This is a genomic window from Nitrospira sp. T9 (assembly GCF_052156535.1).
In the GTDB taxonomy this organism is placed as follows: Bacteria; Nitrospirota; Nitrospiria; order Nitrospirales; family UBA8639; genus Nitrospira_E.
This window is the reverse complement of sequence record NZ_JBQKUP010000011.1, coordinates 1-16,833: the sequence shown is the minus strand read 5'-3', so window position 1 is coordinate 16,833 and position 16,833 is coordinate 1. Positions and strand designations below refer to the sequence as shown.

Below are 16,833 nucleotides of genomic sequence, written 5' to 3'. Positions count from 1 at the left end.
CGCCCGTCCGTCCGGCCGGGTTTCATGCCCCTTTACCGACTTCGCCGTGGATACATACGGCGCATGCTTGGCCATCGTGACATGGTACGGGAAGGCCGGGTTGTACTTCGCCCGGATCATCAACCGCGCCACCTTGTAATAGGGGTCGCTGGGCTTCCAGCCACGATACGGCCGGTCCACCGGGTTTCCATCGACATAGACATAGTCCCCGTCGTTGATCCCACGATCTTTGGCCGCTGATGGGTTGATATGGATTTGATGTTCACCCACACCTGGCGTCCGCTTATCCATCCGATAGGCATCACCAAAATTGGATTCATACATCTGCACCCAGTCATTCACCGACCATTGGCTATGCACCCGATGCCGGGTCTTCGGCGTTACGCAATAGAACTGATACCCCTTTTCCCAGAGCGGATTGGCGTATCGTTTAATTTCCGCCCAGGGCAACTTGATGTTGCGGACGGTTTTGTCGTCATGATGTTGCGCCGTGATCGGCACACCATAGTCATCCGGCCGGATATAAGGATTGGATGACATGATCGCATTGGGTAAGTATGGAGTGGCCTCTGGCCCTTCACGATGAACAATGAAGTTTTCCCCATATTCAATGGCTTCCGGCTCCACCCGGTAGGTCTCCACGCGTCCACTGCGGGTCCACATCGGTTTCGATTCGTTGGTCTCTTCCCAGAATGGATGTCGAGGATAGGTCCGGGTCATCACCATCCAGCCCTTTTCCGATTTCAACATCGTGTCAGCGTTATACCCATAGGAACAGTTGCCGGCATCCAACAATCGTTGGAGGTACACGTCCACGCGATTGTCATAGACAAATTTGAAGTAATCGCGGAACCGGCCATCACCGGTCATTTCGGTGAGTTTGGCCGCGACGCCCGCAACCGTATCCAAATCGTTCCGCGTGTCATACAACGGCCGGATCCCGCCTTTCCATACTTGGAACCATGGATTCGACACCGTCGCCGTATGCTCAGGATAGGTAAACTCCATCCAGGTATTCACGGCAAACGACACATCAAAATGGTTGACATCCGAGGTCATTTCCACTTCTTGATGCACGAGGCATTCATTATGCGGATCCACGTTCTTGACCATGTCATAATGGTGCTTCGAATTATTCAACACATTCACGTTGGCCACCCACCGGAATTTACTCGGCGTCGGCATATGCGTTTTTCCGGTAAACACCCGTCGGCCATACTTGGGCGTATTCACAATCAACGCCGTATCGCCGTGGTTCCAATATCCGACTTCTTCACCATAGTAGTAACTTCTGGTTTTTATTTCTTTTCCATGAGCATTGGGGTCCGTCGTGATCTTGAACGGATCCTCTCCGGTATGCACAGCAAGACCGGATCCTGACCACGGCGTAGCCGCCCACGTACCCGCTTTGTAATTTCCAGACCAGGTATGGCAACCGCTTCCGAATTTCCCCATATTTCCGGAATAAATGAGCGTCAATGCCGCCGCACGACCGTTTTGCGTCATGTGGAAGTAATGGCACACACCCTCTCCATTATGAATAGCGGCCGGTTTGACCGTACCCATATCTCGCGCCCACCGAACGATCAGATCCTTCGGCGACCGACAGATTTGATGGACCGTATCCAAATCATAGTCTTGAAGATGGACTTGATACATTTGGAAAATCGGCATCACGTCCACTTCCCGGCCGGTAAGCAACCGAACCCGATGAGTCCCCGTCAAAGCCGGATCAATGCCACTCTTCTTGAAATGCCAACCCACCAATTCACGATGAATGGGTACCGCTTGATTTTTATTCAGATCCCAGACCATGATTCCCCCTAACCTGGCGATTTCCGCAGGTTTCAGGGTTTGCACTTTGCCCGAATAGGTATTGGTAAAATCAGGAAACTGGTAATCTTTAATCACATCACGCGGATCTAAATACTGAAGTGTATCGGTACGAACCAGCAGTGGCATATCGGTGTTGGCCCGCACGAAATCAGCATCGAACAAACCCTCATCCACGATCATTTTGCAGGCCCCTAAAAAGAAGGACCCGTCTGACTCGGGACGGATGGGAATCCAGTAGTCGGCTCGATATGCCGTCGGATTGTATTCCGGGGTAATGACCGCAATTCGCGCACCTCGTTCAATAGACTCCAGCTTCCAGTGAGCTTCCGGCATTTTATTTTCGACGAAGTTTTTACCCCAACTGGTGTTGAATTTACAGAACCGCATATCTGCCAAATCGATATCGCAATTTTGAGTCCCATTCCACCAGGGCTGGGAAGGGTCCTGGTCGCCGTGCCAGGTATAGTTATTCCAGTATCGTCCTCCTTGAGCATTTTCAGGCCCGACTTTTCTGACGTAGGAATCCAATAAAGCCCCGCAGCCGCCATTCATCCGGGTAATGCCCATTTTCCCAATGATACCCAAAACAGGCATACCGGCCCGGAATTTAAATGACCGGACTCCAGAGCCTTTCATCATTTCAATCATCTCCGGTGGATAGCCTTGCTCACGCAGTTTGCGCGCCCCATATTCTCCGCTATACCGGTTGGCGATGATGATCATAGCCTTAGCCAAATAGGTAAACGCCGTATCCCAGGACACCCGCAACATGTCGTCCAAATACCGCGCATTAAACTTGTATTTCGTCTGAATAGCAGGAGTGAACTCCGGGCTTCCGTCATCCATCCATTGCTTCCACCCTCGACGCATCAAGGGCCCCTTTAAACGGTATGGACCATACACCCGACGATGCATCGTAAACCCCTTCAAACACATACGGGGGTTGTGTGCGAACGTCCCACGGTTGCCATAGAGATCTTCATATGTTTGATGGTCATAATTTTGCTCAACCCGCATCACGACCCCGTTCCGCACAAACGCACGAATACGGCAGGCATGGGTATCGTTGGGGGAACAGCACCAGGTAAACGAACTGTCATAGCGATATTGATCGTGATAGACCCGCTCCCATGAACGGTCAGGATATTCACCAAGGGGGTTACCCACCTCAATGACTGGCTGCAAGGCGGTTAAGGCCAGAGCCTTATCGGCAAGTGCGACTGCCGCCACAGTCCCGGCAGAAACTTTCAAGAATTGACGTCTAGAAAGAAACATTAAAAGACCTCCTTTTTTAAAAAAACTCATTACGGATAGCCATAATTAATTAAAGATTTCCGTAATTGGACTTCAACCCAGACCTGCTTGCACCTCCTTTCTTACCATCCCGATTCAACTGAATAATGAACGAACACTGGTCACCAGTGTCACCACATTCATCCTCACTCTTGAATAGCAATCTTTAGTCCAAACAATTGCTCTCCTATTAATTTTCTTAACTCATTGAAAACGAGAGGTTAATTGAAGTTACTGCTTGTTATGGAAAACTAATCAGGCCACGAAAAATATCGCGAAACGCTCACGAAACATCGAAATTTCAATGGTGATGATTTTTAGTTAAGCTTTTCAGGCGTCCTGGTTTTTTTGGATAAACATGGAAATTTCATATTCCGCAAAATTGGAATATGGGTAACCCGATCGTTCCAAGCTGAGCTCACACTCGGCACAAAATACGACTTCGGTTTGGTGTATCAGAAGATTAATGTAGGGGAAAAAACGAAAGGGGGTATGCGAAATTCAATGATAAGGACATCTTTGGAAAACGAAGGGGTGGAAAACACATGAATCATGCCCGACGGCTAACCTATATCCTAGTGGGAGGGTAGAAACCCAATTTATGCCAAGAGGAAAATATGGTCAAAACGATACTCTCCCAATTGGCAACCAGATTCCGTTTTGAGAATCCTATCGAGGATGGATGAATAAGAATCTGCATCTCCCAAAGAACATGGATCGTTGAGGCAGGCATTCCCTGAATGCCATACTAAACATTAGGAGATTGGAAGAAGAAATCAGCGCGAATAAAGAAATGACTCAGCTCAAAAGTTTCCCACTCTCAGAAACAGAAACATCCCGTGCACCTATTATGATGACCTTTTCATGGTGTTTGTTATGAGGGATGTTGAAGACGAAGTGAAGGAATGATGACTTCTTCCCCTAATAGTCCCAATCCAAAATGGGGGTTTTCTTGAATTTCATGAACACTGCGGCGACCCACGGGTGATTGATATTCAAAATTCACAGAAATTGACCCATTCGGTTCAATAGTCACCTCACGGTTTAAGTATTTCTTCATTCCGGCATGCCAGACCGATAACGTATAGGTTCCAGGTGGAATATCGGATATCTCAAACCATCCATCCTCGGTTGTAATCGCATAATAGGGATTGTCAACCACCACCCCCCAGGAAAACATATAGGGATGAAACCCGCATTGCATCACAAAGATATTCCGATCCTTCTGCAAATGAATTTTTTCGACCATTGGCTTGCCGGGTAAATGATCATGCCTGTTGATCAAATCCAATACTTTATGAAATGGATTCATTGGAAGAGGGCGATTAAACAAGACCCTCGCCCCACGCTCACGAGCCGTTTCGTATCCCTGGATATCATGTTCCACTGGATCCATATTAATGACCGTCAGTTCATCCTGATCCCGTAAGACATTGACAAATGGGAGAAAATCACAATCCTTCGCTTCGATTGTCACTTTTGGCAACTCAAACGCTTTCCCTTTTTCAATACCCTTGAGCATCACAATCGCGTCCTTCAGCGAGCCCTGAGATCCAAGTATGAAATCTTCAACAATACGCCATCCTGTTCCGGTTGAAATTCGCCCACAAAAAACCGGATCAGGAATCGTCACCAAATTAAAAGCCATGGCTTTAGGCATCCCTCCAGCTAAAGTCACTTGCCCACGAATCGTTCCTCCTTGTTTGACCTGACTTTCTTCATAGGCCCAAACCGGGATGGCCCACATCCCCAGGATACCCAATGTCACCCCAATAATTTGCACCAGCGTATTTTTCATCCGATCCTCCACCAGTATTAGATTCATGACGTCTCTCGAAAACGTGATTTTTTGGATTTAGAGCAGCACGGGGAAGCCAATCATCGGCTTCCCCGTTCCTAAACCCGTCAACTAGAACTCATGCCGGCTCATTTCAGTTCGACGGGATTAATATGGACTACTTGCTCGTGTGGCAACTTGGCTTCTTTAATGCCAGGTGCCCCATCCAATGATAGGATTCGTTGGTCACTCCCTGGTAGTACGCGTAGATATCCCCATTGCCCTGATTGGGAATAGGGCAACCGCTGGTTGCTCCAGACGTAATCCCCGGTACGTTGATAAGGTCCGCCTGCGGCTGGAATGAAGGCATCCAACGCTTCTGACCCCGAAAACTCCACGACGTTGATTTGATCGGCTCCTCGCATAAATGGTTCGATGGGCCATTCATGACTTTCAACGCCGAACATCCCATTTTGTTCATTGCTGGCACCAAAGACATGAATGCGAACGGGATCACCGGCGTGGGCCTCGATGATCGGTGTGATGGGGTCTTCCGGATTTTCCTCAGAACAGGGCTGGAATATCCTATCCAACGTACATCCCTGTTCCTCACGGAACAAATAAGGTTCCGCTCGATAATTCACCCCGACCAGCCCAGCCACGTTCTGCACGTAAGGCATGAAGCTCGTACCGATGATGTTGTCCTCGTCCTGGAAGAACAAGGCCGCATCCCGATAATTTGGTCGATCTTCGTATCCAGTCACCGTCCGATCCACGATCACGTCGGCAATCCAACTGTTCTTATTGGATATATCCGCACCTGTTTTGGGATCACGATACGTCGCGCCTTTCGGCCCGATAATGATTGCGCCGTAAAGCCCGTTCCTAGGATTGTGCATAACATTGCCCCAGTCCCAGACCAACGAGGCAATCTCACCTAAAAACGGATCGGCGTAATAGGTGTACGTCCGGCTCTCTCCAGGCGCAACCGTTTGATCACCTGGATTCTGCCCGACGTTAACTCCCAACGAATCCTTAGGATCAAAGGCGAGGGAAAGCGCGGAGAACGACGCGCGGCTTTCCTTCATGTGATTCGTCAAGTGAATCTTAAGACAGTCGCCGACATTGGCTCTCAGAGTCAGCGGCATCGGTTGAATTCCACTGACCGTCTTTGCGACATCTTCTTCGAGCACATATATTTTTCCCTCCGGATTCTGGAGTAGAATGTTCCGTTCGAAATCGACCTCTACGGCTTCGGGTGCCTTCGTGTTGAAATTCATGGAAGGAAAATCCATCGCCACAACATTAAATGATTTGACCGGTGCTTCTGTAGGACAGACCGGACCAGGCTCTGGAATTTCATTACGACCGGAATAACCGGCCGGCAACTTTTGAAGATCAGGCACTTCCTTATCCAATACCCGCAGAATACCCCAGGCTCCTTCCGAGAATTTTGAAGAACGTCCGTTAAAATGGATGTAATCACCAGGCTGGAGCCGAGGCCCGCCTGCCTGCGGAACCACAAGATCGTATCGCTCTGCGATCCCGATGTGGATGGAATTCTTCCGGTTGGCATCACCGGCATACCGTTCAGTCAGAAAGGTATGCCCTGACAACGTCCACACCATTGATTCGTTTGTCATGGTCTCCAACAGCCGGAACACGACCGTATCGCCGAGATACGCCCTGACCATTGGCGTATAGGGATCCCCATGAACATGGCTATTGAAGAGGTTCGAGAAATCCGGGTTTGCCTTGAGTCTAGCCGCGATCGGTTCGGCCCGGAAGTTAAAACTGCCACCGGTGGTGTGGGTTCCCCCGTTGAGAAAGGGCATCGGTGTCATGGGAATATGTTCAGGCATGGGAAATGAGATCGTCTTTCCCGCTTCCAGCGCGACCTCAATCGGCTGGCCCGGAGGATTACCTGCAGTAACGATGTTGACGGAATGCGGCACACTGTCGTTCAACTGCACCATCAGTTCACGGAAGCTTCCGTTCACTCCATACCCGACCGGCTCCGTCGTCCGGATATCGGCCACAGGTCCGCTTCGGATCGGTTCCCCCGTTTTAGGATCGTGGTAGGTCGAGCCCCATGGTTCGACGATCATCGTCCCGAAACCTCCGTGTCCCCAAGTCACACGGCCGACCGCATGGTCGTGCCAGAATACCGTTCCCACGTCCGCATCCGCCCAGAATCGCTGTCTTACGAATTCCACGGTAACGATGTCATCCACCGGATGATCATGCTCTAACGGCCGATACAGCCTGATTTGATCCCCATCTATGGCCTTAATGCGCCCGATCTCGTTGTGCTTCACGTTATCGGCACCGATCAGAATCTCGTTCTTCGGATGATACTGCGCGGCATTTTTCACCGTGATGGTCACGTCACCTTTCTTGCCCGGCTTGGTAAATACCGTATTCATCGGCAGTGGCAGGCCCTTGTCAGTCGTCTTCTCCATCATCGTAAAGGGTCGCACGGATTGTTCATATGAAAACCCGGTAATCACACCATCCGACGATTGATTGTCGAACTGCATGAAATGCCAATGGGTGTTGATCTTCGACGCATGCATGTTGAAATTGTCGTCGTCAACCCATTCGCTTGTCAGCATCCAGTCGACACAGTCGTACACGTTAGACCTCACGACCAGCGGATGTCTCTTATCATTATTTTTTCGGACCTCTTCCTCTTCTTCATGCAGAACATAGATCGTCCCATCCGGATCGATGATTGCCGGTTCATCCCCTTGTTTATCTGCCACCATCATGGGGGTTTTAATGAAATGCACGTTAAACTTTTTGGAGCCGGCATTGGCTGGACACAGGCTCCACCGTCCGTTTTCTCCAGGCTTTGCCGGATAAGAACTCATCCGACCATCATCATCTAAATGAATCATTTCGAGCCAAGGAGAAGGATTGTGATTCTGAGAGAATGGCACCCGTTTTCCGAAATGCGGCCTCAAGTGTGGCCATGCGATCTTACCGGTGGTGGGCTCGAACAGAATCGGCAAGCGTTCTCCGGGAGCCGGAGATTGGTATCGTGGATTGGGGATAGTGTTTTCCCGTTCAGTCATGGCACGGTTTCCGTTCCAAATCCAGTCCAACACCGTCGCATCATAGGAAAGTATCTGCTCTCTCTCATCATCTTTGTGACCGGGCTTGCCTTGAGGCGGCAACTGCATTTCCACCCAGTCCTTCACCGTGACGACAGCCGGATTGGCTTTCCAATCCGTTGTACCCTTCTCGATAATTTTAAATTCTTTGCCGAACCAATCAACTTTCTTATCGATCAGCTGGTCCGAAGTGACACCGGCCTTGATCCGTCCCTTGCGGTCCGGCAATTCGCGAAGGTCCGGCATCGTATCGTTGTGGACTTCTCCCTGCTGGATGGTATTGTAAACTCGCCAATAGCCCCACATCCCGGCGATGTAGTGATGCGCCACATGGCAATGAAACAAAAAATCACCAGCCAATTGCTGGCAGAGTCCCGATCCACATTCCGTTTCCAGGTCAACGGCCTCGGACGGCCCGATCACCTCCACGTCGACGCGGTCCGTCTTTGTTCGGACGACGGGGTACTTCACCGGTCCGTTTTTTGCGGTGTGCCACAAGGGCATTTCGTCAATCGCACGGGGACTCCTGGGCCAGCGAATTGACCCGCCATGGGGATGATGGGAATGGAAAACCTCCGATCCCCCATGCACCAGCCGGAACTTCGCCGGATCGCCCAAATAACTGCGCGGCACAGTGGTGGCCGGATCACCGAAGGTATAGGCACTGTAGGCCATTGACTCGTCCTCAAATCCGAAATACTCATGCTGCGTTTGCATGTTGTCCACACCAAACGGCTCGCTTCGGTAGTTCAACGCCCGCGCGACGGGCCGGTACACATCGGTGATTGGATCCCGCTGCGGAATAAAGTCACCATGCTTATTGACGGGACGAAAGGCTTCATCGCCGACTTCATGATAAATGAGTACGAACTCGCGAAAATCCGGACCGGTGCCGTTTTTGATAATCGCCTGCCAACCACTGGTCATCGGTGTCGGTTCCCCTGCGCCAAGCGGATCCAGATACGTCGAACCCTTTGGTTCCACCACAAAAGTCCCCATCAGGCCCATCACCGTCAACTCACGATCATTGCTGTAACTATGAAACTGCCGTCCGCCTTCCTGCATCGTCGGTGGAATGTACCACTCCATGTCGACGCTTTGGCCTTCCATCGCGATCGCATCAGGGTTCGTGGTTGTCGCCGGTTGGCCGGTTGTGCTCACCATCATACTTGATCCCCCGATCTGCAAACTCACCCCTTCTCCGGTAATCAACTGATTGCGGAGAGTGAACCTCACGCAATCACCCTGATTGCCCCGGATTACCAATGGCTGAATCCAGTTATTTTGCAAACCGGTCTCAACCGCGCCGGGATCATATCCCTCCTTCTCACGGGCCGCAGCATTAGCCGCTTCTTCCTCCCGCACCTTCTCGAGATTTTCGGTGAGGACATACATGTAGCCAACATAGTAGTCGAGCCATCTATTCAACGTGATTTCCACGTCGATGGCCGAAATATCGTAGTGCTTTTCGGGCACACCAGCCGGACACAGTCCAGGCTGACCCGAGACGGGTTCAATTTCATTGTCCGAAGCCAGAAGATAGTCTGCCGGGCCGGCTCCGTATTGATGGAGCATCGTGGCGGTGTCATAGGCCCCACTACCTTCCATCAACCTCAAATCGGCCTGCATTTGATGTCCCATTTTTGACATTAACCGTTCATGCTGCCGATCCACGTTCGCCGCACGATCAGGATTCCCCTCCATCGAGTCCTCTACAATCGTCTGGCCTTTTAACCTCTCTACCCAATTATTCGTCTTTCCTGACGCTGCCGCCACGTTATGACCAGCATGAAAATCCATTTCCTCCTGAATCTCCTCTCCCGCATGTCCCATAGCACTCATCATGAGCACCATCCCTATACACGCCACAACGCCTTTCACTGCGCCATACACCTTCTTTCCTGACAACATAAAACATCCCCTCCTCAAAAAAAATCGATCATGGCCCTTTAAGTTATTAATGTCTCCGAGAATCTGAGCCCTTTCTATAGCGATAACATTTTCTTCCCTAATGCATTTCTTCTTTGATTCATGACAATACTTTTTCGTTACTTTCCAATAAGCAAATAGCGAGCCGCCCAACGCTTAAACCACTATCTACAAATTGGCCTTATTTTCATGGCCTCTTTTGGCAAATAAAAATCAATCCGCTGGAATGCCGCGAAAGATCGCTGCCGCCCACCACGATTCCACCACCGCTTTTCGTGGGAGACACATTTACTGCAATGATTAACGATTAACGAGCAGGCTTGATTGAGGATTTCTTAAGAATGAAGAAAGGATTTTCAGAAGGAGGACCAGGCTCATCCGGTTGGACGGGAAGAACAGAACAAAGGCCTTCATTATGCAAGTAGTGGGAGGAGGGTACTTAAACCTTCCTCAACATATTACAGGAAAGATTGTGGACCGAAGGGAGAATGCTTTTGTCCTCCACCCTCACGTTGACTGCCTCCCGATACATAGGATTTCTGAACCGACGCTACTCTACCCTCTATGCCGGTTCGAGCCGATCGCGTTTCAAAATAAGGTTCTCCATGATAATCTCTTGTGCCAGCGATTCTGCATCGGTAAGTTCATTGGCATAGATATTCGTCTCATATTCCTGAGTGGAAGTCTCTGCCAGCGAAACTCCCAGAGGGCGTCCCGGCTCGCTCACATCGATATAGGTTTTGGTCGACAATCCGGGACGGACGGGGTGCTCCAGGATCTCTTCTTTCAAAAAAGCTACGCGCACAGGCACCCGTTCCACGATATGAATGAAATTGCCGGTCGCATTTTCAGGAGGCAACAAAGCGAAAACGCTGCCAGTGCCGGGCACCAACCCTTCGACCGTCCCATGGTATGTGTGGTGCTTCCCGTAGACGTCCACATTTATCAGTGCCGACTGACCGGGGCGGACCTGCTGCATTTCGGTTTCCCGTAAATTTACTTCCACCCACAGATGATCCAAAGGCACGATCGTCATCAATGGAACACCCGGATGAACCTGGTCTCCGACCTGTGCCTTTCGCTTGGCCACATGGCCCGAAGCCGGCGCCCGAATGCGCTGTCGTATGTATTCGAGATAGGCAGTGATGAATTCATGCTTAGCGGCTTCTACAGCCGGATGATGCATGATATTCACACCCCCAACCTCCGCGGTGATGGATTGGTATTCCTCACGGACTTCCATGACCTCGGCTTGAAGTACTCGCATTTTATCAAGGGCATTTTGGAGGATTTGTTCAGATATGGCCCCACTCGGAAGCGCCTCACGGAAGCGGGCCAAATCGTGGCGTACTAAGTCGAGTCGAGCCATCCTTGAGGTAAATTTTTGCTGAATCTGCCGCCTCTGGGCGAACAATGACGCGACTCTGCGCACCTCCCCTCCCAGTAGACCCCGCGTCCGGCCCAATCTGGCCTGGGCCTGGTGTTCATCAAGACGAATGAGAAGATCTCCTTTTTCTACATACTGGGTTTCCTCCACGAGGACCTGAGTGATAATGCCCGTTGCCTGGGCCTCCAACGTGACGAGATTGCCGGCAATAAAGGCATTATCGGTCCAGACCCAGAAACGTGCGTAGTACCACCAGTACCCGCCGTAAGCCAATACCGCCACAACAAGAATCACGCCAACCAACGCCAACCGACGGTTACGTCGGCGGCGAAATTCCTTAGGGCGAATTTTCACCATAGGGGTCTCCATGATGTCATTTCCTTGCTTGAGAGGATTCTTGAACGATGGGGTATCCCCCACCCAGGGCTTCGATCAAACCCACCATCGACACAAGTTGATCGGCTTCCAGAGCCTTCAAGGCAAACTCCTGATCCAATACCGCATGATGCTGTTTTAACACCTCACGGCGATCGTCTAGACCGGTGCGAAAGCGGAATTCAACAAGGTGCCGGTCGTGACTCACCGATGTCAGAAGCCGACGATGTGCATCAAGCATCGAGCGAGTCTCATGCCAGACACTTAAACTGTCGGCAACTTCCCGCATGGCTTCCAGCAAGGTATCGTTATAGAGTTCCACTGCCGAGTCATATTCTCTCCGTTGCGCTTCTAGTTCTCCACGAAGACGACCGCCTTCGAACCAGGGAAGCCGCAGACCCGGTCCTCCCCCATACGCAAGACTGGACGATGAAAACAGAAGATTACCCAAAGAACCGGCCCCGCTCGCCAGAGTCAGAGCTTTAAAGCCCACGAACCCATTCAAATCGATAGTGGGAAGAAATCGAGTTTTCGCCACCCTGATTAACTTTGCTGCAGCCTCGGCTCGATATTTGGCCGCGGCGAGATCCGGACGGTGCGCCAACAGCCCTATCGGCAACTCGGGCGGCAGGGGAATTCGCCGTGGCAGGATCACCCTGTCAGCGAACACATGCTCTCCCCAATCAGGCCCATGACCGCTCAGCCTGACCAGCAGATATTGTTGAAAGTCCAACTGCTCCCGGATACCGGCTTCACGTTTATTCGCCGCCTCTAACTCCGCAGTGGCCCGCATGACCGAGTTGCCATCATCCAGGCCTGACCGAAATCGAATCTTCGCCAGACTCAGGAGATCACGACGAAGTTCCACCATGGCCTCGACCACCTCAAGCTGCTGGCGCAATGCGACTCTGCGAAAGTATGACCGGGCGATCGCAGTGGTTAACCGTAAACGCACCTCTGCCCATTCCGCATGATGGGCCAATTCCCTGCTCATCGCGGATTCCATCATGGCGCGATTCTTCCCCCAGAAATCCAACTCCCATCGAAAACTCAATGGATTGATGAGGCCCAACGCAATATCAATCCCGGCCACCTCAGGATTAAGGGCCGCAAACACGCCATGCTCGGAAATCCGCTCTGCAGTCAGTTCCGCATCTGCCTCCAGGAACGGCAGCAACCTCGCACCTTCGACGCGGACCAGGGCATGCGCCTCATGGAGACGGGCGTAGGCAACCTTGAGACCGGGGTTATTCTTGAGACCTGTGTCGATCAACTCGTCCAGCTCAGGGCTCCCGAACTCTTTCCACCAACGATCTTCAGGCCATTGCAGGATTGGATCCTCCGGTTCGTGATGAATCGCATGGGAAAGTGTCTCGTCCATGGAATTCGATTCTAAGAATTCGGCAGGGTCTTCGCCTGGAGGAATCCAGGCACAACCGGCACAAAGGAGCAGATTGCACAGACTGAACGTAAGTAACCAGTGCCATTTCAATGCGAGGGGATGATTCATAGCGGCTCCTCAAGGAGTGCTTCGGACCGCATTTCTTCCAACTCTTCTTCCCGGCTTGGGTACAACGGGAGTTGAGTGGGATAGGCCAACCAGACGAGCGCGGCTAATCCCACAAACATAGAGCTGGCAAGCAGAAACGCATCGCTCATGGCCAGAATGCCCGCATATTGCCTGACAAGACCCAGGAGCTTGCCATTGACCATGGCAGTATCGAGCCCGGCGCCAGTCAGCTTGGTCGAGAATCCTCCCAACACGTCGAATGACGCAAACTGCCTTCCTCCAAAATGATTCGCCAAATGAAGCTGATGAAAGGGGAGACGTCGGAAAAGTACAACCTCCTGGTACGTAATCCCGATCGCCCCGGCGGAAATCCGCAACAGATTGGCCGTTTCCGCTGCACGTATCACCTGACCGTCATGCAATCGATGAAGCATGAGCACAGTCAGCGGAGTGAAAAATGATCCCAAGAATAGACCTTCGAGCAGAATAGGCCAGAAAATCTGGTCAAATGAGTGAGGATCGTCGTATTGGCCTATCCAGTACAGAGTCACTGCAAATCCAAGAAAGTTGAGACTCGCCAGCAGGCGAACGTCGAACCGCTTGGAGAGCTCATGCATCACGGCAATCATCGGAGCCCCCAATAAAACCATGGGGAAAAGCGCCATACCGGCAAGTAGCGAGGAATAACCCATCAACAATTGAAGCTGGACGATCAGAAGTGTGAGTAATCCCTGGATCGAAAAGAATCCCACCACCAAACAGATCACCCCGATGGTAAAATTCCGGTCAGCGAACAGCCGGAGATCCAGGATAGGATGACGTTCGCCAAACTCCCAGATGATAAAACAAGGCAATGCCACGATGACGACAATCAGGACGCCACGGAGGAATAGCGAGTCAAGCCAGTCAAAATCGTTCCCCATGTTCAGAAGAGTCTGAATGCCCCCCAAAATGACCGCCAAGAGAAAAAATCCCACGAAATCGAATCTGGTACGCTGTTGACGGAATCCCCGACCATACAGCAACGAACCCATGAAGCCGACGACAATCAAGGAGAGGACCACATCCATATAAAATAGATAACGCCACCCGAGATCATCCGCGATCCACCCGCCCACAGGAAGTCCAATGGTAAATGGCGTAATGGTAAACAAACCCCAAATAGCTAATCCCATGGACTTGAGCCGATCCGGGTACTCTCTGAGGAGCATGTCTTGTGAGAGAAAAATCGTGAGGCCGCCTGCAAACCCCTGAACAATTCTGGCATTCAGAAATTCCCAATGGGTCTGACTAATAGCGCCAATATATGAAGCCACGGCATACAGAAGAAACGCGGAAACAAACACACGGATATTGCCGTACCGGTCAGACAACGTGCGACCAATGGGAATACCCAGCGCCAGAGCAATCATAAAATCCGTCTGAGCCCAGGTCAGGAAACTCGGCAATACCCCTTCCAGGTCGCCGGCGACATGGGGTAACAGCGCCACATAGGACCCGGCATTGAACATCACGAGAATGTGCCCAAGACCGAGCGTGATATTGAACAGAATAAAGTGCCAGCCTCGCAGGCGTTTGGAAAACTTGGCCTGCATGAGCTTTCTTTGCCTCACAAACAGACATTTCCGCCTGGCTGAGCGGATATGGAAAAAATTCATGGTGGACACCTTCAATAGGCAAACACTACAGTTCACCCAACCATCCAAAGGTTGGACATCCTCCATGATGCTTCTCCCTTATGAATGGTCAACTGCCTTATCTGAATATCAGGTCCCGTCGTACCCATCCCAAAAACGGTCTTTCTTCGATTAATAATTTGGAATTCCGTTGAATGAATCCTTTGTGATGAAAAAGAATTTTGGATTATTTTTCATATATTCAACGAAGAAGAGCACAAGGAGGTGAAACGTATTCACCCCTTTGTGCTCTTCCAGCAGCGGACTCGCGGTTCTTCGTTAGGCTTCTATGGTTTGAGCATTTTCCCGCATTATCTGCCTGGATGGTGAAAACGTTTTAAGGCGGGCCTTTCCCACCTTGGGCCTGGGTTCGTTTCCCCGATTTTTTAATATTAAAGAATCGACAATTTCTCCACAGTTATAGCATTGCCAAGCCATGGACCATAATTGTCCTGAATCATTAAGATGATCTCCCATATTTAGCCAATGCATGAGACCGGCACAACGCCGACAATTCATAACATTCCCCCTTTCCGGCTTTTCCCCTTAACAGGGGAGAGACCGGGTGGCAATTTTTCCCTGACACTCATTTTTACGTCGCCAGCCGGCCTCCAGCCTCACCGAAAATTGATGATTCCGGTTGTCTCCCACTGCATGAATAATCCTGGAACTTACAGCCAGTTCACCCGCTCCGCCGGGCGGATGTAAATCGGCTCTTCCACTTGCTGCCGCACCGCTTCCTTGCCCGATTTGTTGAACCCCAACACCGTGTCGTTGTACATCTCAAACTTCCGCCCATGGATTTGGGTTTCAAACACTTTCGGCCCCGGAATCACGTCATACCGGAAGATGATCTGTTGGCTCGCCCGCCACAACTGCAGCACCGCCAACAACTCCCGGCTCGGCACCAGATACTTCTCAATCGCATTATCCACCCCCGGCCCAAACATCTGCCGGATGTAGCCGCGCGGCGCCTGCCGCGGGGGAATGTAAAACCCGTTGGGCTCCGTGCCCCATTGCGGATACAACGGCAACGCCACTTGTTCCACCCGGATGGCATAGTACAACGGATTCCAGCGATCTTCCGCCCAGAGCCCGTCATCGCCCACCTTCACCAACCCTTGCAGCCGGATTTTGCCCACGCACGCCGCCATACACCGCGTCTCCATCGGCTCGCCCCCCGTTAAGGGGTCTTTGCCTTCCACCCGCGGATAGCACGCAATACACTTCTCACTCACCCGCGTCGTGCCCCGGTACATCGGCTTCTTATAGGGGCATTGCTCCACACACTTCTTGTACCCCCGGCACCGGTTCTGGTCGATCAACACAATCCCGTCTTCCGGCCGCTTGTAGATGGCCTTCCGCGGACACGCCGCCAGACACCCCGGATACGTACAGTGGTTACAGATGCGTTGCAGATAGAAGAAGTACGTCTCATGCTCCGGCAAGCTGCTGCCTTGCATTTTCCACGGCTCTTCTTTCGTAAACCCCGTCTTATCGACCCCTTCCACGATCGCCCGCATCGAGGTCGCCGTATCTTCATAAATATTCACAAACCGCCATTCCTGGTCGGTCGGGATATAGCCAATGGCCGCCTGCCCGATCTTGGCCCCTGAATCAAAGATCGTCATCCCTTCAAACACCCCGTACGGCGCATGGTGTTTGCGGCCCACCCGCACGTTCCACACCTGCCCGCCCGGATTGACCTGCTCAATCAACTGCGTGATCTTCACATCGTAGAACTGCGGATAGCCCCCGTACGGCTTCGTTTCCACGTTGTTCCACCACATGTATTCCTGCCCTTTGCTGAACAGCCACGTCGACTTGTCCGCCATCGAGCAGGTTTGACACGCCAGACACCGGTTGATGTTAAAGACAAACGCAAACTGCCATTTCGGATGCCGCTCCTCATACGGATACAGCATCTTTCGTCC

7 protein-coding genes are annotated in these 16,833 nt (G+C 51.5%); all 7 read right to left on the bottom strand.

Annotation, left to right across the window (positions count from 1 at the left end):
* On the bottom strand, positions 1-3,111 hold a 3,111-nt coding region (locus ACTRXD_RS00140), incomplete at its 3' end, for a molybdopterin-dependent oxidoreductase (protein ID WP_442429860.1).
* An 892-nt stretch (positions 3,112-4,003) separates the two neighbouring features.
* Entirely contained in the window at positions 4,004-4,927 is a 924-nt protein-coding gene (locus tag ACTRXD_RS00135) for a carboxypeptidase-like regulatory domain-containing protein (protein ID WP_442429859.1), read from the bottom strand.
* A 128-nt stretch (positions 4,928-5,055) separates the two neighbouring features.
* Positions 5,056-9,933, bottom strand: a complete 4,878-nt coding sequence (locus tag ACTRXD_RS00130; protein ID WP_442429858.1) for a hypothetical protein — start codon at positions 9,931-9,933, stop codon at positions 5,056-5,058.
* Between the two features lie 580 nt (positions 9,934-10,513).
* Positions 10,514-11,695: an HlyD family efflux transporter periplasmic adaptor subunit gene (locus ACTRXD_RS00125; RefSeq protein ID WP_442429857.1), complete on the bottom strand. Its 1,182-nt coding sequence runs from the start codon at positions 11,693-11,695 to the stop codon at positions 10,514-10,516.
* A 16-nt stretch (positions 11,696-11,711) separates the two neighbouring features.
* Positions 11,712-13,223, bottom strand: coding sequence for an efflux transporter outer membrane subunit (locus ACTRXD_RS00120; protein ID WP_442429856.1), 1,512 nt, complete (start codon positions 13,221-13,223; stop codon positions 11,712-11,714).
* The gene (locus ACTRXD_RS00115; RefSeq protein ID WP_442429862.1) at positions 13,220-14,818 is read right to left on the bottom strand and encodes a DHA2 family efflux MFS transporter permease subunit; all 1,599 of its coding nucleotides are present in this window, start codon (positions 14,816-14,818) and stop codon (positions 13,220-13,222) included. Before ACTRXD_RS00115 ends, ACTRXD_RS00120 begins: the two co-directional genes overlap by 4 nt.
* Before the next feature lie 752 nt (positions 14,819-15,570).
* Positions 15,571-16,824 carry a 4Fe-4S dicluster domain-containing protein gene (locus ACTRXD_RS00110; protein ID WP_442429861.1) on the bottom strand — a complete coding sequence of 418 codons (1,254 nt, stop codon included), beginning with the start codon at positions 16,822-16,824 and terminating at the stop codon, positions 15,571-15,573.
* Positions 16,825-16,833 lie beyond the last annotated feature (9 nt).

Coding starts and splice junctions, on each gene's coding strand:
- ACTRXD_RS00130 (WP_442429858.1), bottom strand. CDS start 9,933: ATGTTGTCAGGAAAGAAGGTGTATGGCGCAGTGAAAGGCGTTGTGGCG.
- ACTRXD_RS00115 (WP_442429862.1), bottom strand. CDS start 14,818: ATGCAGGCCAAGTTTTCCAAACGCCTGCGAGGCTGGCACTTTATTCTG.
- ACTRXD_RS00110 (WP_442429861.1), bottom strand. CDS start 16,824: ATGCTGTATCCGTATGAGGAGCGGCATCCGAAATGGCAGTTTGCGTTT.
- ACTRXD_RS00120 (WP_442429856.1), bottom strand. CDS start 13,223: ATGAATCATCCCCTCGCATTGAAATGGCACTGGTTACTTACGTTCAGT.
- ACTRXD_RS00135 (WP_442429859.1), bottom strand. CDS start 4,927: ATGAAAAATACGCTGGTGCAAATTATTGGGGTGACATTGGGTATCCTG.
- ACTRXD_RS00125 (WP_442429857.1), bottom strand. CDS start 11,695: ATGGTGAAAATTCGCCCTAAGGAATTTCGCCGCCGACGTAACCGTCGG.